Source organism: Epibacterium sp. ABV4_022, assembly GCF_056159345.1.
Genome location: NZ_JBSWVA010000001.1, coordinates 2,566,387 through 2,585,452, shown reverse-complemented (window position 1 = coordinate 2,585,452; position 19,066 = coordinate 2,566,387). Strand labels below are relative to the sequence as shown.

Genomic DNA, 19,066 nt, shown 5'->3' with positions numbered 1-19,066 from the left:
ATCTGCGCGGGTATTCTGCGCGTTAGCTGTTCAGGAACGTGCGCACCGTCGCCTCGAATTCGCGCGGCTTTTCGGCGTGCAGCCAATGGCCTGCGCCGGGGATCTTGGCAAAGCGGGCGCCGGGAAACAGCGATTTGATGCGGCCGCGATGCTCCGCCAGCACGTAATCCGAATTGGCCCCGGTCAGGAACAAGGCCGCGCCGTCCCAATGGGTATCGATCTCCGGAAACGACAGGATATGCGGCATCTCGCGCTCCAGCGTGTCGAGGTTCAATCGCCAGCATTTGTTTTCCACATCAAGGGACTGGGTGAAAAAGCTCTGCAACATCGCGTTCACGCCAGCCTCTGCCAGCTGTTCCTGCGCGTCCGAGCGGCGCGTCACGCGCGACAGATCCACACTGCGCATGGCGGTGATGAAATGCGCCTGTGTGTGCTCATACCTTACCGGCGCAATATCAGCGACCACCAGCCGGTTCACCGCGTCCGGGTGGTTGAGTGCCAGCACCATCGCCGCCTTGCCGCCCATGGAATGCCCCACCACATCCATGCGGCCACCGTGGGTCGCGATCACCTCCGCCAGATCCTCGGCCAGATCGCCATAGGTGTGGCTCTCGGTCTGCGGGCTGAGGCCGTGGTTGCGCATATCCACGGCAATCACCTGCCGCTCGTCCGAAAGCCGCTTGGCAATCACCCCCCAGTTGCGCCCGGAGCCATAGAGGCCATGGGCAATCAGCAGGGGTGGTTGGTCCGTCGGGGTGCCATGTATGATCGTGTTCAGCATGTCTGCGGTGATAGCGGGCAGAGGACAGGCTGTCAGCCCCCAACCGCCCCCCCTGCGGCATTGAGATCCCGGCAGGCGATGGCTATGGTCGGGCGCGTTGCATCTGCTGAACGAGGGCAAAGCGCCATGCGCGAGACGTTACAGAGTGAGTTGGACCAGATCCGCGCGTTGCTGGAAAAGCGGCTGAAGCTCTCTGGCGACCTGTCAGAGAGTTTGCGCCGTGCCCGGCGTCATTTGCCGCATCGGTTACGCAAAGCGGCGGATGATCTTGTGTCTGCTGAGGAGAGCTTTGCCCATCCACGCCTGGCCGTGGCGCTGGACGAGGACCGTCTGGTCAAGAAAGCGCGCCGCCTGCGGGCCTATCTTGCGAAGCTGGACCTCAAGGACAGGCGCAAGGGGCGCCTTCTGGATATGGCCGCCACCTCTGCCTTTGCCGTATTGTGCGTCATAGCGCTTCTGGTGGTGGTGCTGCGCTGGCGGGGGTTCGTCTGATCCCGTGTGACCCGATCGGGCGGTAAGGCGCGTGCGAGAGCGCGTCGCGCACCACCAGGGTGACGGTGACAAAACTCACATACAACAGCAGGTACCAGCTGCCCATTTTGGCGATACTGACCCATTGATCACTGTCCTGCCCGGCATAGAGCCATGTGCGCGTGCGGGTGCCGACGTTTTCCGCCACCCATAGGAAGAAACTGGACAGGAAGGCCGCCAGTGGCAGTGGCATCCAATAGGCGTGGCCGCCGATATAGAACCAGATCCGGGTGCGGACAAAAATCACCACCGTGGCAACAAACAAGGCCAGCCTGATATCCGGCAGGAAATGGTGGCTGAAGAAATTCACATAGATCGCCACCGCAAGGCCCGTTGCCATCCAGAGCGGCGGGTAGGGGGCAAAGCGCATGTCAAACAGGCGGATCACCCGCGCCATGTAGGACCCCACCGAGGCATACATGAAGCCCGAGAACAGCGGCACGCCCCAAAGTTTCGCCAGACCATCACCGGGATAGGCCCAGCTGCCGGCATCGACCTTGAAGATTTCCATGATCGTGCCGGTGAGATGAAACAACAGGATCACCCGCACCTCGCGCCAACTTTCCATGCCAGTGGCCAGAAACACCACCTGAAGCCCCAACGCATAGATCAAAAGCGCATCATAGCGTGCTAATGCCCAGTCCTCCTGCCAGATACGACTGGAGATCAACAGCCCACCCAGAAGCAGGATACCAAAGATCGCAGCCCAGCCCTGTTTCAGGGTGAACATCACAAATTCTGACAGATAATGCGGAAGCCGCGCGCGCATCCAGTCCCCAAGGGCGCGCTCAAGGCGGCGTGTGCGGTTGGCGCTGGCGGGCGTGTGGGGTGTCTGCTGGGTCATATGAGGGAAATGACTGTAAAACGGACATGAAGTCTATGTGCTTTTGACGCGCGGAGGACCTTTGAAGCCGGGATTTGCATTTTGGGGGACATGCGGCCTATAGACGGGCATAGCGTGAACGCGGTTCAGAAAATCGGATGGGCAAGATGACAACAAAGGCAGAGCAGCGCAGGGCGGACCTTCGTGAGAAGCTGGTGAATGCAGCAGAGGCGCGTATTCGCGACGCAGGCGTGACATCGCTCAGGGCACGGGATCTGGCCAAGGATGCAGGCTGCGCGGTGGGGGCGATCTACAACGCCTTTGACGATATGACAGCCCTGGTCATGGCGGTAAACGGGCGCACGTTTCAGCGCCTCGGGGCAGAGGTCGAGGCCGCCGTGGCCGCATCACAGGATGCGGTCGCCAGTGAACGGTTGATCCGGATGAGCGAAGCCTATCTGGACTTTGCCAGCGCCAACAATCGCCTGTGGCGCGCGTTGTTCGATCTGGAGCTGCCAGCCGACGGGGAAGTGCCCGATTGGTATCGCACCGCACTTGATCGCTTGTTTCAGCATATTGCCGGCCCGGTTGCCGAGCTGTTTCCCGATCAGCCCCGTGCGGAGCAGGCGTTGACCGTGCGGGCGCTGTTTTCTTCTGTGCATGGCATTGTGCTGCTGGGATTGGAAAACCGCATCTCTGGCGTGCCCCCGCAAGAGATCCGGCGCATGATTGCACTGGTGCTGTCACAGCTGACGGTAAGGTAAACCTTACCTTTGTGAACATTGTTCATTTTTGTTCTTGAACGACGTTCAGGAATTCCGTACATCCTCCATATGAACGATGTTCACGAATGGAGGAATGATCGTGTTCTCAACGCTCAAAACCCTGATGGTCGGTGCAAACCGCCGCGCCGAGACCCGGGTGCGCCAGCAGTTTTCCATCGAGTTGATCGAGGAAAAGATCGCCCAGGCCAATGATGATCTGAAGTCGGCCAAATCCACATTGGTCAGCCTTATCCAGAAGGAACGCGCCGAAGGGCGTCAGATTGCAACGCTGACAACGCGGATCAATGATCTGACCCTCCGCGCCAAAGCCGCACTGGCAGATGGGCGCGACGATCTGGCGACAACCGCCGCAGCCGCCATCGCCGAGATGGAAAACGAACGTCGCTTGCGTCAGGAGACACAAGCGCGCCTGGAAGCCCGCATTTTGCGTCTGCGCCAATCCGTGGAAACCGCCAGCCGCCGTCTGATCGACCTGCGTCAGGGGGCCATCGCTGCCAAGGCCGTGCGGGGCGAGCATCGCGCGCAGGCCTCTCTGGGACACGCGCTCCAGGGGCGGCCAATGGATGAGGCGGCGGAGCTTATTCAGGAGGTGCTGGGGCAGGAAGATCCCTTTGAGGCCTCGGAAATCCTCAACGAGATTGAAACCAGCCTCACGCCCCATTCCGTTGCAGATCAACTGGCAGACGCAGGCTTTGGTGCCGCCACCCGCAGCACTGCCAATGATGTGCTGAGCCGTCTGAAATCCGACAGCTGACCTGAAAACTCTGCGGGGCAAAGACGCCCCACTTCACATGGGCAAACGCCCGGTTTTACGCGACTAATTCCAAATCAAAGGACCTGACTCATGTCTAACATGCGCAACGAAAACGCCCTGATCACCAACCTCAACATTGCTGGCGTCGTCATCGCTTATGGGATGCTCGGCATTTCGCTCTGGCTCTCGACCGAGGTGCCGCTGTCGACCAAAGGGTATTGGGCCATGGGCATCCTGCTGCTGACCCTGAGCCTCATCAACGTGGTGAAGTACCGCTTTGACATCCGCCAGAGCGAAGACCGTATTCGCCGCATCGAGGACATTCGCAACGAGCGCATGCTGGAAGACGCGCTGAAAGAGCCGACGTCCGAGGGGTAACCCCTTACTTTCGAGTGGATATTTCGGGTCGGAGCCAGCTCAGATGAGCGGCTCCGACCCTATGTCTTCGATCAGCTCCGGTCCATCGTCCTCAATCCCGAACCGCGCCACCTGATGAAACCGCATGCGTCCGTCCCAATCGGTGCCGAGGTCTGATTTTGCCGTGTCCCGGTCCACCTCGCCACTCAGCCATGCCTGGAGCTGCCCATCTGCCAGAATGACCGGAGAGCGCGGGTGCAGGTGGGCCGTTTGCGTCAGCGCCGGGCGGGTCAGAATCGAACAGGTCCGAAGCCCGCTCTCCAGCCGTGTTTGCAGCCCTGCAAAGAACAGCATCGGCGCATTGCTTTGCGTGGTGATCCACCACGGTTGCTTTTTCCCTTTGTCGCCCGTCCATTCGAAATACCCGCTGGCCGGGATGGCGCAGCGGCTGGCACCGCGAAAGCTCGGCAGGGTGTCGGCGGTCTCGATCTTGGCGTTGAAGGTCGTGGCCTTCCAATCCTTCGGCGCGCCCTTGAACCACTGTGGCACCAGCCACCAGCGCGCATTGGCGGCGACGAGGGCGCCCTTGCGGACAAAAAGCGCATCTACGGTTTGGGTGGGTTTGACGTTCCAACTCATGACCAGATCGTCAGAGCCCTCCTCGCGGAGGATGTCGAGCCAGTCAAACTCGCCGCGCTGCCACGCCACGAATTGTTTCCACGTCAACTGGGGAAGGCCGATTCTACCACACATGCCAGTATGATAGCGGTCTCTGCGACACCGGGCAAAGGTGGCCCCCACAATGAAAAACCGCCGCGCAATCTGGCGCGGCGGTTTGATTTTTACCCGGAGTGGGGATGGGTCAGAGGTTCGGGTAGAGCGGGAAGCGGGCGCAGAGCGCCGCGACCTTGCCGCGCACCGCTTCTTCAACCGCGCCGTTGCCGTCTTCGCCGTTGGCGGCCAGACCGTCGACCACTTCGACAATCAACTGCGCGATTTCGCGGAACTCAGCCTCGCCAAAGCCACGGGTGGTGCCTGCCGGGGTGCCCAGACGAATGCCGGAGGTCACGGTGGGCTTTTCCGGGTCGAACGGGATGCCGTTCTTGTTGGTGGTGATATGCGCGCGCCCCAGGGCCTTGTCGACGATATTGCCGGTCACGCCCTTGGGACGCAGGTCGACCAGCATCACATGGGTGTCGGTGCCGCCGGTCACGATGTCCAGACCGCCCTTGATCAGCTCATCCGCCAGCGCAACCGCGTTTGCACGCACCTGTTTCTGGTAGGCCTTGAACTCGGGCTTCAGCGCCTCGCCGAACGCAGCCGCCTTGCCGGCGATCACATGCATCAGGGGACCACCCTGGATGCCCGGGAAGATGGCGGAGTTGAACTTCTTCGCCAGATCCGGGTTGTTGGTGACGATCATACCACCGCGCGGACCGCGCAGGGTCTTGTGGGTGGTGGTGGTGGCCACATCCGCATGCGGGAAGGGCGAGGGGTGCTCGCCTGCGGCCACGAGACCGGCGAAATGCGCCATGTCGACCATCAGCCAGGCGCCGACGCTGTCGGCCACGGCGCGGAACTTGGCAAAGTCGATCTGACGCGGAATGGCGGAACCACCGGCGATGATCAGCTTGGGCTGGTGCTCGGTGGCGAGCGCCTGCAGCTGGTCATAGTCGATCAGGTTGTCGTCTTCGCGCACACCGTAGTGGACCGCGTTGAACCATTTGCCGGACTGGTTCGGCGCCGCACCATGGGTCAGGTGACCGCCGGACGCGAGATCCATGCCCAGGATGGTGTCGCCGGGTTGCAGCAGCGCCTGGAACACGCCCTGGTTGGCCTGAGAGCCGGAGTTCGGCTGTACATTGGCGAATTCGCAGTTGAACAGCTGCTTGGCGCGGTCGATGGCGAGGTTTTCCGCCACGTCCACATGCTGGCAGCCACCGTAGTAGCGACGGCCCGGGTAGCCTTCGGCGTATTTGTTGGTCAGCACGGAGCCCTGTGCTTCCATAACGGCAGCGGAGACGATGTTCTCAGAGGCGATCAGTTCGATCTCGTCGCGCTGACGGCCAAGTTCGTCGGTGATTGCGCCGAACAGCTCCGGGTCGCGCTCCGAGAGGCTTTGGGTGAAGAAACCGGTGTCACGGGGGGTCTCAGTCATGCTGGCTCCGTCTGGTTGGGGGTGATCTTTGCGAGATTTCCTATCGGAAACTTCACAGATCTGAAAGGCTGTAAAGCGACGAAACGGGACAGGTGAACGGCAACTCTGGTCTTCGGGGAAAACCTGTGCTTGTTTCGGAACCGTTTGGACCCTTCCGGAAACAGGACCGCGCCTTATGAGAATCGCATTTCTGGCCAGCGAGGCCCCTTTGGCGCAAACGGCCCTGTCTGTTCTGAGCAAGCGCTATGGCTCTGTCGCGGTAGAGGCGGCGGATGTGATCGTCGCCCTGGGCGGCGATGGCTTCATGCTGCACACGCTGCGGGATACGGTAAACCTGAACATTCCGATCTATGGGATGAACCGTGGCACGGTGGGGTTCCTGATGAACTCCTACGGCGAGGGTGAGCTTCTGGAGCGGCTGGAGGCTGCCAGCGAGGAGATCATTCATCCCCTGCGCATGTGTGCCAAGGATCGCGCCGGCAAGATGCATGCGGCGATGGCGATCAACGAGGTGTCGCTGTTGCGGCAGGGGCCGCAGGCGGCCAAGCTGAAGATCTCGGTCGATGGACGTCAGCGCATGGCGGAACTGGTCTGCGACGGGGCGCTGGTGTCGACGCCTGCGGGCTCCACCGCCTATAATTTCTCCGCCCATGGTCCGATCCTGCCGATCGGGGCGGATGTGCTGGCCCTGACCGCGATCGCGGCGTTTCGCCCGCGGCGCTGGCGCGGGGCGTTGCTGCCAAGTGGTGCGACGGTGCGGTTCGACGTGATCGATGCGGCCAAGCGGCCGGTGATGGCGGAGGCGGATTCGGTGTCGTTCAAGGAAATAGACTGGGTCGAGATCCAGAGTGAACGCCGGATCAGCCACAAGATCCTGTTTGATCCCGGACATGGGCTGGAAGAACGGCTGATTTCCGAACAGTTCAACTGAGATCGATGCAAAGCGGGCGCGCTGGCGCGCGACTGGGTAAGCCCCGGACCGGTTGGTCCGGGGCCGTTGCCTCCGGCGGAGGTATTTAACAAAAAGATGAAGGGCAAAGGGCGGAGCCCTGCGTTACATCCGCTCCCACAACAGCGGTGCCATCTGACCGATGCGATCCTCGATGGCGATGGCGGCGTCTACCGCCATATCCTCGCGCCAGCGTTGGGCCACGATCTGCACATTGATGGGCTGCGGGCCTTTGGGCAGCTGCGCCAGCCGGGACGGGACGCAGGCGGCGGGCAGACCCATGTAGTTCATGGCGTAGGAATAGACCGCACAGCCGAGGACATCATGCGCGCCTTCGACGCCCTCGCGGTCGCGGTCCGGGGCAAAGAAGGGATGCGGCAGGAAAGGCGTCAGCACCAGCGGGTAGTCCGCCATGAACATCGCCCACTGACGGGCGTAGTGGCTGCGTTTGGCGTACATCTTCAGGAGGTCATCGCCGAGGAAGGGGGGGAACTCCTGAAAATAGGTGTCGAACATGGTGCGGATGACCTCGGACCCCATCGCGTCGAGATCCGGTTTCATCAGCGCGTGGATTTCGCCCATGAGTGCGCGATAGCCGGTACGTCCGGCCTCAAACACATTGGGGGGCTCGACCTCCTCGACGATATAGCCCGCATCCGACAAGGCATCGCAGGCCGCCAGCAGCGCGGCCTCCACCTCCGGGTGCAGATCGTAGCCATGGGTGTTGCGGGTGAAGGCCACCTTGATGGGGGTCTCCGGGGTGGGGCCTTGCCACAGGACCGGCGCATGGAAGGGATCGCGAATGTCTGGCGCGATCATTGCGGGCATCGACAGATGCAGGTCACACGCCGAACGGGTCATCAGCCCCTGCACGCTCATCAGCTGTGCCAGCAATCCGCGTTCGGCTTTTTGGCTCGGGTTCCAGGCCGGCACGCGGCCAAAGCCCGGTTTAACCGTCACCGCGCCATTGGCAGCCGCGGGAAAGCGCAGGGAGCCGCCGATGTCATTGCCATGCGCCAGCGGGCCGATCCCGGCCATGACTGCGGCACCGCCGCCACCCGAGGAACCGCCAGGAGAGATATGCCGCCCCCAAGGGTTATGGGTGCGCCCATAAAGCGGATTGTCGGTATCCGCGCGGAAGGAAAACTCCGGCGTGTTGGTGCGCCCGATCACAACCGCGCCCGCACGTTCCAGATTTTGCACCACCGGAGCATCATCGGGTGCGATCAGATCCTTGAGTGCGGGAATGCCGTTGGAGGTGGCGTGGCCGGTCTGGTCCACGTTGATCTTGATCGTCACCGGCACGCCATGCAACGGCCCGCGTGCGGCCTCTGGCGTGCTGTCCAGAACCTCGGCCCGGGCAAGCGCCTCATCGCGCAGATCCTCAACCACCGCGTTGAGGGCCGGGTTCACCGCATCCATCCGCGCCAATGCGGAGGCAACCGCCTCGCTGGGGCGGACCGCGCCACTGCGGGTCAGGGGGGACAGTTCAGTTGCGCTCAGGCGCCAAAGTTCCTGATTTGACATGTTAATAATCTCCTTGAGGGCGAGCCTAGTGCCGGTTCCCCGGGCAGGGAAGGGCAAATTCCGGGCACAGCGCGCCCGCCTTTTGGAGCACGGCCCATTGCGGGGGGATGAAAAATAATCTGCATCCCGCGGGAACAACTGCGGGCCGGCGGCGTTATCAGGTCAAGCAGCAAGCGTTTGAAAACGCACTGTGATCCGACCTGAGCTTAAAGGAGCAGAGATCATGAACTGGGATATTATCGAAGGCAAGTGGAAGCAACTCAAGGGTGAGACGCAGACCCAGTGGGGCAAGCTGACCGAAGACGAGATCGATCAGGCCGCAGGGGACCGTTCGAAGTTGGCGGGTCTCATTCAGGAGCGCTATGGCGTGGCCAAGGATGAGGCCGAGCGTCAGATCGACGAATTTGCGGAGCGCCTCAAAGATCGTGTCTGATCTTGGGCGTTGCACTGGCGACATTGGCAAAAGCGGCCCTCAGCGGGGCCGCTTTCTGCTTGCGTGTTACCGGCTTGCGTAGCCGAGGCTTTGCAGGGCGGTGGTGATCTCATCGAGAATGGCCGGATCATCAATGGTGGCCGGCATCTTCCAATCGGAGCCATCGGCGATCGACACCATGGTCGCGCGCAGGATCTTGCCCGAGCGGGTCTTGGGCAGGCGATCCACCACGCAGGCGAGTTTGAACGCTGCCACCGGGCCGATCTTCTCGCGCACCAGTTTCACCACCTCTGCGGTGATCTCGGCATGGGGGCGGTTGCAGCCCGCATTGAGACATAGGAACCCCAGCGGCATCTGGCCCTTGAGCTGATCCGCCACGCCAATCACCGCACATTCCGCCACATCCGGGTGGCCTGCCAGAACCTCTTCCATCGCACCGGTCGACAGGCGATGGCCCGCGACGTTGATCACATCATCGGTGCGCGCCATGATGTAGAGATAGCCATCCGCATCCATCATCCCCGCATCGCCGGTCTCATAGTAGCCGGGGAAGGTGGTGAGGTAGCTTTTCTTGAACCGATCCTCGGCATTCCACAAGTTTGGCAGCGTTCCGGGGGGCAGGGGCAGTTTGACCGCAATCGCGCCAAGCTCTCCCGGTGGCATGGGATGGCCACCCTCATCCAGGATCTGCACGTCATAGCCGGGCATCGGCACTGCCGGAGAGCCCAGTTTCACCGGCAGTTCCTCGATCCCGAGCGGGTTGGCGGCAATGGACCAGCCGGTTTCTGTCTGCCACCAGTGATCAATCACCGGCACACCCAGCTGGTCTTGCGCCCAGGTGATGGTGTCGGGGTCTGCGCGTTCACCGGCCAGATAGACCTGCTCCAGGCAAGAGAGGTCGTATTTGCCGACAAACTTGCCATTGGGATCTTCGCGTTTTACGGCGCGGAAAGCGGTGGGCGCGGTGAAAAAGCTCTTGACCTTATGTTCCGAGATCACCCGCCAGAAGGTGCCAGCGTCGGGCGTGCCCACGGGCTTGCCCTCAAAGACCACAGTCGTGTTGCCGTGGATGAGGGGGCCGTAACAGATGTAGCTGTGACCCACGACCCAGCCCACGTCGGACGCGGCCCAGAACACATCGCCGGGGTCGACGTTATAGATGTTCTTCATCGACCAGTTGAGCGCCACCAACTGCCCGGCGGTGTGGCGGATCACGCCCTTGGGCTGCCCGGTGGTGCCCGAGGTATAGAGGATATAGGAGGGATGATTGCCCTCGACCGGCACACAGTCCGCGGGCTCCACGCCATACTGGAATCCGTGCCAGTTTACATCGCGGCCCTCGATCAGCTCTGCCACTTCCTGCTCGCGCTGGAAGATCACGCAGAAGTCGGGCTTGTGGGTTGCCAGGTCAATCGCCCCATCCAGGAGCGGCTTGTAATGCACGGTCCGTCCCGGCTCGATCCCGCAGGAGGCGGCGATGATCGCCTTGGGGGTGGCATCATCAATCCGCACCGCAAGCTCCGAGGAGGCAAAGCCGCCAAAGACCACCGAATGCACCGCGCCGATGCGGGAACAGGCAAGCATCGCCTCCAGCGCCTCGGGGATCATCGGCATGTAGATGATGACGCGGTCGCCTTTCTCCACCCCCTTGGCCCGCAGCGCACCGGCCAGTGTCGCAACCCGGTTGCGCAGCTCGACGAATGAAATCTCGCGCTTGGTGTGGGTGACGGGGCTGTCGTAGATGATCGCGGTCTGCTCGCCGCGCCCGGCCTCAACATGGCGGTCGACGGCATTGTAGCAGGTGTTGACCTTGGTATCGGCAAACCACTCATACAGCCCGCCACCCAGATCGCTCAGCGCCTTGGTCGGGGCCTTGTCCCAGCTGATGGCGTTTGCAGCCTCCATCCAGAACCCCTCCGGATCTGATTTCCACTGCGCGTACACCTCAGAATAGGTCATGGGGGTCCTCCTCACTGTCTCCTCCGCGTCAGAGCCTAGGCGGAGGGTTCGAAGTCCCGCAAGCGTGCTGCGCGACCCTGCGTCACATTGGAGCGGATTTGCGGAATATTTTGCCCCGATGGATTGCAAAGATTTGCAAAGCCTCTGGGATACAAGAGTTTCGCTAAGTAACTTGCCGGTTTCTGCAAATTTGCAAAACTGGTGTTTGCGCTCGCAGTTGAAAACGGCAGGTGGTGTAGACTGGTGCGACTCACCTGTGTCGGGGCTGTTTCAAAGGAATTCTGCCCCGGTCTCGAATAATGCGCCGCCCTTGATCGTTATCCCGGCACAAAGGAGAAACGTTCATGACCAAATCATTTCTGATCCCCCTGTTTGCGGCCGCGATGCTGGCGGCGCAATCGGCGCTGGGCGCGCCGGCCGTGTTCGATTTGAACACGGATAAAAGCGTGGTGGCCTTCACCTATTATCTGGATGGCACCCCGACCGAAGGCCAGATGCCGGTGAGTGCTGCGGAGCTCTCGCTGGATCTCGACAACATCGCGGCCAGCCAGATCGACGTGACGCTCAGCCCGGGCGGCGCGCGGGCCGGGTTCCTGATCGCGACCGAAGCCTTGAAGAGCGCCGGCGTGTTGGATGTGCGGCGTCATCCGAGTATCCGGTTTGTGGCGCGCAAGATCACCGGGTCGCTGGCCGGGGCGCAGGTGTTCGGGGATCTGACGGTGAAGGGCGTGACACAACCGGTGACCCTGTCGGCGCAGCTGTATCGGCAACGCGGGACCGATGCGGGGGAGCGGGACCACCTGGCGATCCTGCTGACCGGCAGCCTTGATCGTACCGCATTTGGCGCGGCGGGCTATCCGGAACTGGTCGGCTCGCAGATCGATCTGCGCATTCTGGCCCAAGTGGACCGGGCGAGCCGCTGAGGCAACGGTCCCCTGTACGCAACGCTCAAGACAGGCGGGGCCGAGTTGGCCCGCCTGTCTTGGTCTTGTCTGTCCGGCCCTAGCCGTAATGCGCCACAGGGGTGCCAGCGATGGCCGCCATGTTCAAAAGGCCGCGCGCCGTGATCGAGGGTGACACGATATGCGCGCGGTTGCCCATGCCCATCAAGATCGGCCCGACCTCCAGCCCGCCAGAGCGCATCTTCAGAATGTTGCGCACGCCAGAGGCCGCATCCGCATGGGCAAAGACCAGCACATTGGCGGCCCCTTCCAGACGCGAATTGGGGAAGATCCGCGCGCGCAGCTCCGGGTCGAGCGCGGTGTCGATGTTCATCTCACCCTCATAGATAAAGTCGCGACGCTTATCATCAAGGATTTCCAGCGCCGCGCGCAGGCGGGCACCAGTGTCGCATTGGATATTGCCGAACTGGCTTTGTGAGCAGAGCGCGATCTGCGGTGTCAGGCCAAACCGGCGCACATGGCGTGCGGCACCGATCACCGTCTCGGCGATCTCTGCGGGGGTCGGTTCGATCCGCACCTGGGTGTCGGCAATGAACAGGGGCCCGTCTTCGAGGATCATCATCGACAGCGCGCCATGCGGCGCATAGGAACCGCCGCCCAGGATCTGTTGCACATAATTCAGGTGCCAGCGGTATTCGCCAAAGGTGCCGCAGATCAGGCTGTCCGCCTCACCGCGATGCACCATGATGGCGCCGATGGCGGTGGTGTTGGTGCGTAGGATCGCCTTGGCGAGATCCGGGGTTACCCCCTGGCGCTGCATGATGCGGTGGTAGCTGGTCCAGTAGTCGCGGTAGCGCGGATCGTTTTCCGGGTTCACGATCTGCACGTCCTGTCCGGGCCGGATCGACAGGCCAAGCCGTTCGGCGCGGCTCTCGATCACCTCGGGGCGTCCGATCAGGATCGGGGTTTCGGTGGTTTCGCGCAGGATCTCCTGCGCAGCCCGCAATACGCGCTCGTCCTCGCCCTCGGCAAAAACGATCCGGCGGGCCGCGGCGCGGGCGGCCTCGAACACCGGTTTCATCAGAAGGGCGGATTTGAACACGCTCTGGTTCAGTTTTGCCCGATAGGCGCCGAGGTCCTCCATCGGGCGCTTGGCCACGCCGCTGGACATGGCGGCACTGGCCACGGCGGAGGACACGACGGCCACAAGACGCGGATCAAAGGGCTTGGGGATCAGGTAATCGGCCCCGAATGTCAGCTGTTCGCCCTTGTAGGCGGCGGCGGCTTCGGCAGAGGTGGTGGTGCGCGCCAGCTCTGCGATGCCGTCGACACAAGCGATCTGCATCTCGTCGTTGATCTCGGTCGCACCGACATCCAGCGCGCCGCGGAAGATGAACGGAAAGCACAGCACGTTGTTGACCTGGTTGGGAAAATCGCTGCGCCCGGTGGCGATGATTGCGTCAGGTGCCACCTTGCGCGCCACATCCGGCATGATCTCGGGCGTCGGATTTGCCAGCGCAAAAATGATCGGACGTTTGGCCATTTTTGCGACCATTTCGGGCTTTAGCACGTTGGGGCCGGAAAGGCCGAGGAACAGGTCCGCGCCGTCTATCACCTCATCCAGCGTGCGCTTGTCTGAGGCCTGGGCAAAGGCCGCCTTGTGCGGGTTCATATCCTCTTCGCGGCCCTCATGGACCAGCCCGTGAATATCGCAAAGCCAGACGTTTTCGCGCTTCACGCCGAGTTTGAGCAGCATATTGAGGCAGGCAATCCCCGCCGCGCCACCACCAGTGGAGACGATCTTGATGTCTTCAAACTTCTTGCCGGCCACATGCAGCGCGTTTTTTGCAGCAGCACCCACAACAATTGCTGTGCCGTGCTGATCGTCGTGAAACACAGGGATGTTCATCCGCTCGCGGCAGAGTTTTTCGACGATAAAACAATCCGGTGCCTTGATGTCTTCAAGGTTCACCGCGCCAAAGGTCGGCTCCAGCGCGCAGACGATATCAGCCAGTTTTTCCGGATCGCTTTCGTTCACCTCGATATCGAAGCAGTCGATATTGGCGAAATTCTTGAAGAGGACCGCCTTGCCCTCCATCACCGGTTTGGAGGCCAGCGCGCCGATGTTGCCAAGGCCCAGAACCGCTGAACCGTTCGACACCACTGCAACCAGATTGCCGCGGGCGGTGTAGCGCGCGGCGTTGACCTCATCCTCCTTGATCTCGACGCAGGCCTCGGCCACGCCGGGGGAGTAGGCGCGGGCAAGGTCATTGCCGGTGGCCAGCGGCTTGGTGGCGCGGATTTCCAGTTTACCGGGACGCGGGAACTCGTGATACCGCAGGGCCGCGTCGCGCAGGGATTCCGAAGTCTTGTCGGTCATGAATAGGCGCTCCTGATGGTGATAGTTTAGTGTTAAACTATCTTGGGGCTCAGGGGAACAGGCTTTCCGCGCCTTTGTGGGCAGCGGCAGAGAAGCGCTGAAGCGGCCCTCGCCGACCCGTCTGAGGCGACGCCATGTCGGGAGAAGGGGGCGCTCCCGCCCCCGCGCGGGCCAGCGCCTGCGGCGTGACCCGCTGGCGGCGTTGGGCCGCGCCCGCAGCCCGCAAGGCGCGCTGCGGGCGGTGGCGCGCGACGCGACCGGATCACGCGTAAAGACCGCCGGGCAGGGGAGACGGGGAGGCAGGAGACGCTTCGGGCCACAGAGCCCACCCGCAACGATGCGCGAAGGCCAGTGAGGCGAGGACCCGCCGGCCTTCGTCCTTGAATACCGTGCGGGGAGCGCGCAGGGTGGCGACACGTCACGATATCACCAGCCTCAAGGGAGTGCACCATGGCCGACACGGTCGCCGAGATCCTTCTGCCCACATCAGAGTTGAGGGATGATATTCCCTTTTATACCAAGGTTCTGGGAATGAAGCTCGACATGATCTACCCGGCGGACGACCCGCGCGTGGGGGTGTTTTCCGGCCATGGGTTGCGGGTGCGGATCGACCGGGATGCACAGACCGCGCCCGGGGTCATCCGGATCTTGACCGATGATCCCGATGGCTTTGCCGCGGGGCAGCGCGATCTGGCTGCGCCCAATGGGACACGGGTTCTGATCGACGCGCGCAATCCCCCGCTGGTGATGCCCGCAACCGTGCACAGTTTTGTCGTGCGACGGCTGAAGGACCAGGCTCCGTGGATCATCGGACGCGCGGGCATGCACTATCGTGACCTGGTGCCGGACCGGCTGGGGGGCTCGATCATTGCCAGCCATATCCGCATTCCGGACGGCGGCCCGGTGCCGGATATGGTGCATTTTCACAAGGTCGGGTTTCAGCTGATTTTCTGCATCCACGGCTGGGTTGATGTGGTCTACGAGGATCAGGGCGACAAGATGCGGCTCACCGCCGGGGACTGCTTTATCCAGCCGCCGGAGATTCGTCACCGGGTTCTGGAAGCCAGCGATAACGTGCAGGTGATCGAGATCGGCGTGCCTGCGGAGCATGTCACCGAGATCGACCACGATATGCGCCTGCCGACGCCGCATTACCGGCCGGAGCGGGAATGGGACGGGCAGCGCTTTGTCCACAACAGGGCCGAGGGCGCGGCGTGGCAGGCGTTCCGATTGCCCGGGTTTCTGTGCCGTGACACCACCATTGCCGAGAACACCAAGGGCGTTGCCGGAGTGCAGGTGGTACGTCCGGCCCCCGATGGGGGCACCAGCCCCTGGGCGGCGCATGATACCGATATTCACTTTGCCTTTGTGATGGCGGGCACGGTGACGCTGGAAGGAGAGGGCCGGGCGCCCTATGATCTGGAACAGGGCGATGCCTTTGTGATCCCGCCGCATATGAAGACCCGGCTCAGTGCCGCCTCGACGGATCTGGAGATCCTGGAGGTCACCTTGCCCGGGCAATTCGACACCGCGCTGGAGCAGGAGGCGGAGCCGCAGCGGGCTTGACCTTCGCCGGCAGATCTTATTTGACCATTTGGTCAAAATAAGAGCAGATACCAGCGGGGCCGCCATGCCGGCTCCGTCATCAATTCGGAACACCGCCGCAAGAGCACCTTGGCGCCGGTGTCGCAACTGGGAGTGCAGCCATGTCTCACGTCGAAAAATCCACCAGCTCGTTGCGGTCCTCTGCGGCTGCGGTGCGTGAGAATGCCCATGCACCCTATTCGAATTTCAAGGTCGGCGCGGCGATCCGGGCCGCATCCGGTACCGTCTATGTGGGCTGCAACGTCGAGAATGTTGCCTACCCCGAAGGCACCTGTGCCGAAGCGGGCGCCATTGCCGCGATGGTTGCGGCGGGCGAGACCGAACTGCTGGAGGCCTATGTCATCGCCGATTGTCCCAGCCCGGTGCCGCCCTGTGGCGGTTGTCGCCAGAAGCTGAAGGAATTTGGTGCCGCCGATGTTCCGGTCACGCTGGCCACAACCGACGGCACGGAGATGGAGACCACCATCGGGGCCCTGCTGCCCGGTGCCTTTGACGCGGGCCATATGGAACGGAGCTGAGAGCGATGGATGCACGATCTGTCATCGCCAAGCTGCGCCAGCGTCAGGTGCCCACCGCGCCGGAGCTGTCGTGGTTTGCCGAGGGGCTGGCCGGAGGCGCGGTGAGTGATGCGCAGGCGGGCGCCTTTGCCATGGCCATCTGTCTGACCGGCCTGCCGGCCGAGGCGCGTTCGGCCCTGACATTGGCCATGCGCGACAGCGGTGATGTGCTGCATTGGGATTTGCCGGGGCCGGTAGTGGACAAGCATTCCACCGGCGGGGTTGGCGATTGTGTCTCGCTGCTGCTGGCGCCGGCCCTGGCGGAATGCGGGGCCTTTGTGCCGATGATCTCGGGTCGGGGGCTGGGGCATACCGGCGGTACGCTGGACAAGCTGGAGGCCATTCCCGGCCTGTCCACCCAGGTGCCGCAGGAGCGTCTTGCCAAGATCGTGGGGGACGTCGGCTGCGCGATCATCGGGGCGACCGCACGGATCGCCCCAGCGGACAAGCGGCTCTATGCGGTGCGAGATGTGACGGCCACGGTCGAGAGCCTCGACCTGATCACGGCGTCGATCCTGTCGAAGAAACTGGCAGCCAGCCCGCAGGCGCTGGTGCTGGACGTGAAGATCGGCTCCGGCGCGTTTATGAAAACGGTCGAAGAGGCCCGTGCTCTGGCGGTGTCTCTGGTGGAGACGGCCAAGGCTGCGGGCTGTCCGACGCAGGCGCTGATCACCGATATGAACCAGCCGCTGGTGCCCGCGCTTGGCAATGCGCTGGAAGTGGCGGAGGTGATGCGGGCGCTGACCGGGCAAAGCCGTGGAGCAATTATCGACATTACTGTCGCGCTGGGAGGCGCGCTGTTGCATCAAGCGGGGCTTGCCGACAGTGCCACGGCCGGAGAGGCGCAGATCGCGGCGGTGCTTGCCGACGGGCGCGCGGCGGAACGTTTTGCCCGGATGGTGGCGGCCCAGGGTGGGCCGGTCGGGTTTGCCGACGACTGGGCACAGCTGTTGCCGGAGGCCCCTGTTATTCACGAAGTGACGGCGCAGACCTCCGGGCAGATCGCGGCGATCGACGGTGAGGCGCTGGGGCTGGCGGTGGTGCGGCTTGGTGGTGGGCGCATGGTGGAGAGCGACCGGGTCGACCCGGCGGTGGGCATCGCGGATCTGCTGCCCCTGGGCAGCGCTGTTGCCCCGGGGGATGTGATCGCCCGCATCCATGCCGCCCGCGCCGAGGATGCGCAGCAGGCGGCGTCGGCCCTGCGGGCGGCGGTGACCGTCGCGCCTGCGGCCCCCGATCTGCCGCCGCTGCTGCATGAAAGGATCTTCTGATGGCACGTGCATTCCTGGTGGTGATGGATTCGGTCGGGATCGGCGGTGCGCCGGACGCCGGCGCCTATTTCAACAAGGATCTGCCCGATCTGGGCGCCAACACCGTGGCGCATATCGCCCAGGCCTGTGCGGAAGGGCGCGCCGAGGAAGGGCGCAGCGGCCCGCTCCGGGTGCCGACGCTGGATCGGCTGGGGCTGGGCGCGGCGCTGCGTCTTGCCACGGCCCAGCCCGCGCCCGGGCTGGAGGCGGAGCCGGTCGGGCTCTGGGGCGCAGCCCGCGAGATCAGCACCGGCAAGGACACCCCCTCGGGGCATTGGGAGCTGGCGGGGCTGCCGGTGCCCTGGGCCTGGCACTACTTCCCCGAGGACGGCGATGCCTTTGACGCCGATCTGGTCGCGCATGTGGCGCAGGCGGCGGGCACCACGGGCGTGTTGGGCAATTGTCATGCCTCCGGCACCGAGATCATTGCAAAGCTGGGCGAGGCCCATATGCGCAGCGGCCTGCCGATCTGCTATACCTCTGCCGACAGCGTCTTTCAGATCGCGGCGCATGAGGAGAGCTTTGGCCTCGACCGGCTGCTGGCACTCTGTGCCGAGGTGGCGCCCTTCCTGCACCGGATGCAGGTCGGTCGCGTGATTGCGCGGCCCTTTGTCGGTACGGCAGAGACCGGGTTCACCCGCACCGCCAACCGACGCGATTTTGCGATCACGCCACCGGCACCGATCCTGACGGATTGGGTGCAGGCCGGCGGTGGCCGTGTGCACGGGATCGGCAAGATCGGCGACATCTTCTCCATGCAGGGCATAAATACTCTGGCCAAGGGTACCGATGCGGAGCTGATGAACCATCTCCGTGCGGCGGTGAGCAGCGCCGAGGAGGGCAGCCTGACCTTTGCCAATTTTGTCGAATTCGACAGCCATTTCGGGCACCGGCGTGACATTTCGGGCTATGCCCGCGCGCTGGAGTGGTTTGATGGTGAAATCGCCCGCGTCCTGGAGGAGCTGCGCGACGGGGACCTGCTGATCCTGACCGCCGATCACGGCAACGATCCAAGCTGGCCCGGCTCCGACCATACCCGCGAGCAGGTGCCGGTGCTGATCGCAGGGGCGGGCACAGGCAGCATCGGCAGCATCCGCTTTGCCGATGTCGCAGCCTCTGTTGCCGCCCATCTGGGGGTCCCTGCGCAGGGGCCCGGGCGGAGCTTTCTGCCCGCGTGAACCACCGGCGTGCGCCGGAAAACGCCTTGCCTGTCCCCGGGTGCGGCGCTTAAGAGAACCAAAAGCAAAATGGAGAG

The 19,066-nt window shown here is 63.2% G+C and carries 18 protein-coding genes; 11 read left to right on the top strand and 7 right to left on the bottom strand.

All coding sequences use genetic code 11. From position 1 onward, the window contains the following. Nucleotides 1–22: 22 nt before the first annotated feature. A complete protein-coding gene (locus ACXAF5_RS12195; RefSeq protein WP_474946778.1) occupies nt 23–781 on the bottom strand; it encodes an alpha/beta fold hydrolase in 759 nt (252 codons plus the stop codon). Nucleotides 782–907: 126 nt separating this feature from the next. On the opposite strand from ACXAF5_RS12195, the gene ACXAF5_RS12190 reads away from it, so the two are divergent. Beyond that, nucleotides 908–1,273 carry a hypothetical protein gene (locus tag ACXAF5_RS12190; protein ID WP_474946777.1) on the top strand — a complete coding sequence of 122 codons (366 nt, stop codon included), beginning with the start codon at nt 908–910 and terminating at the stop codon, nt 1,271–1,273. Here the strand turns inward: ACXAF5_RS12190 and ACXAF5_RS12185 are convergent. After that, nucleotides 1,227–2,156, bottom strand: a complete 930-nt coding sequence (locus tag ACXAF5_RS12185) for a DUF817 domain-containing protein (protein ID WP_474946776.1) — start codon at nt 2,154–2,156, stop codon at nt 1,227–1,229. The two genes, ACXAF5_RS12190 and ACXAF5_RS12185, sit on opposite strands and share 47 nt — an antisense overlap. A 146-nt stretch (nt 2,157–2,302) precedes the next feature. Here ACXAF5_RS12185 and ACXAF5_RS12180 point away from each other — a divergent pair, with 146 nt between their 5' ends. The 3 genes from ACXAF5_RS12180 (at nt 2,303) to ACXAF5_RS12170 (ending at nt 4,052) form a co-directional block, all read left to right on the top strand. Continuing rightward, nucleotides 2,303–2,899 (top strand): TetR/AcrR family transcriptional regulator, encoded by a 597-nt coding sequence (locus ACXAF5_RS12180; RefSeq protein ID WP_065329491.1) that lies wholly within the window; start codon nt 2,303–2,305, stop codon nt 2,897–2,899. A gap of 94 nt (nt 2,900–2,993) precedes the next feature. Further along, nucleotides 2,994–3,674: a PspA/IM30 family protein gene (locus tag ACXAF5_RS12175; protein WP_474946775.1), complete on the top strand. Its 681-nt coding sequence runs from the start codon at nt 2,994–2,996 to the stop codon at nt 3,672–3,674. 90 nt (nt 3,675–3,764) lie between these two features. Next, the gene (locus tag ACXAF5_RS12170) at nt 3,765–4,052 is read left to right on the top strand and encodes a YiaA/YiaB family inner membrane protein (protein WP_065329230.1); all 288 of its coding nucleotides are present in this window, start codon (nt 3,765–3,767) and stop codon (nt 4,050–4,052) included. 39 nt (nt 4,053–4,091) lie between these two features. Here the strand turns inward: ACXAF5_RS12170 and ACXAF5_RS12165 are convergent, their stop codons facing one another. Both ACXAF5_RS12165 and glyA read right to left on the bottom strand, forming a co-directional pair. Continuing rightward, entirely contained in the window at nt 4,092–4,784 is a 693-nt protein-coding gene (locus ACXAF5_RS12165; protein WP_474946774.1) for an SOS response-associated peptidase, read from the bottom strand. A 109-nt stretch (nt 4,785–4,893) separates the two neighbouring features. Then, nucleotides 4,894–6,189 (bottom strand): serine hydroxymethyltransferase, encoded by a 1,296-nt coding sequence (gene glyA, locus ACXAF5_RS12160; RefSeq protein WP_239319304.1) that lies wholly within the window; start codon nt 6,187–6,189, stop codon nt 4,894–4,896. Nucleotides 6,190–6,364: 175 nt separating this feature from the next. Between glyA and ACXAF5_RS12155 the strand changes: the two genes are divergently transcribed. Next, nucleotides 6,365–7,120 (top strand): NAD kinase, encoded by a 756-nt coding sequence (locus ACXAF5_RS12155; RefSeq protein WP_239319305.1) that lies wholly within the window; start codon nt 6,365–6,367, stop codon nt 7,118–7,120. Between the two features lie 123 nt (nt 7,121–7,243). On the opposite strand, the gene ACXAF5_RS12150 is transcribed toward ACXAF5_RS12155, so the two are convergent. Further along, on the bottom strand, nt 7,244–8,665 hold the full coding sequence (locus tag ACXAF5_RS12150; protein WP_474946773.1) for an amidase family protein: 1,422 nt from the start codon (nt 8,663–8,665) through the stop codon (nt 7,244–7,246). 223 nt (nt 8,666–8,888) lie between these two features. Here ACXAF5_RS12150 and ACXAF5_RS12145 point away from each other — a divergent pair, with 223 nt between their 5' ends. Continuing rightward, nucleotides 8,889–9,098 (top strand): CsbD family protein, encoded by a 210-nt coding sequence (locus tag ACXAF5_RS12145; protein ID WP_239319310.1) that lies wholly within the window; start codon nt 8,889–8,891, stop codon nt 9,096–9,098. A gap of 66 nt (nt 9,099–9,164) precedes the next feature. Here ACXAF5_RS12145 and prpE read toward each other — a convergent pair whose 3' ends face one another. Further along, nucleotides 9,165–11,057, bottom strand: a complete 1,893-nt coding sequence (gene prpE, locus ACXAF5_RS12140) for a propionate-CoA ligase PrpE (protein ID WP_474946772.1) — start codon at nt 11,055–11,057, stop codon at nt 9,165–9,167. 344 nt (nt 11,058–11,401) lie between these two features. On the opposite strand from prpE, the gene ACXAF5_RS12135 reads away from it, so the two are divergent. Then, nucleotides 11,402–11,980 carry a YceI family protein gene (locus ACXAF5_RS12135; RefSeq protein ID WP_474946771.1) on the top strand — a complete coding sequence of 193 codons (579 nt, stop codon included), beginning with the start codon at nt 11,402–11,404 and terminating at the stop codon, nt 11,978–11,980. A 79-nt stretch (nt 11,981–12,059) separates the two neighbouring features. Here ACXAF5_RS12135 and ACXAF5_RS12130 read toward each other — a convergent pair whose 3' ends face one another. Next, nucleotides 12,060–14,339 (bottom strand): NADP-dependent malic enzyme, encoded by a 2,280-nt coding sequence (locus ACXAF5_RS12130; RefSeq protein WP_474946770.1) that lies wholly within the window; start codon nt 14,337–14,339, stop codon nt 12,060–12,062. A gap of 450 nt (nt 14,340–14,789) precedes the next feature. On the opposite strand from ACXAF5_RS12130, the gene ACXAF5_RS12125 reads away from it, so the two are divergent. The 4 genes from ACXAF5_RS12125 to ACXAF5_RS12110 all read left to right on the top strand — a co-directional run bounded on the left by ACXAF5_RS12125 (nt 14,790) and on the right by ACXAF5_RS12110 (nt 18,989). Beyond that, a complete protein-coding gene (locus tag ACXAF5_RS12125; protein WP_474946769.1) occupies nt 14,790–15,905 on the top strand; it encodes a cupin domain-containing protein in 1,116 nt (371 codons plus the stop codon). 140 nt (nt 15,906–16,045) lie between these two features. Continuing rightward, complete coding sequence (locus tag ACXAF5_RS12120) at nt 16,046–16,462, top strand: cytidine deaminase (RefSeq protein ID WP_239365202.1); 417 nt, start codon at nt 16,046–16,048, stop codon at nt 16,460–16,462. Nucleotides 16,463–16,467: 5 nt separating this feature from the next. After that, complete coding sequence (locus ACXAF5_RS12115; RefSeq protein WP_474946768.1) at nt 16,468–17,772, top strand: thymidine phosphorylase; 1,305 nt, start codon at nt 16,468–16,470, stop codon at nt 17,770–17,772. Next, the gene (locus ACXAF5_RS12110; protein WP_474946767.1) at nt 17,772–18,989 is read left to right on the top strand and encodes a phosphopentomutase; all 1,218 of its coding nucleotides are present in this window, start codon (nt 17,772–17,774) and stop codon (nt 18,987–18,989) included. The genes ACXAF5_RS12115 and ACXAF5_RS12110 overlap by 1 nt, the downstream gene beginning before the upstream one ends. Nucleotides 18,990–19,066 lie beyond the last annotated feature (77 nt).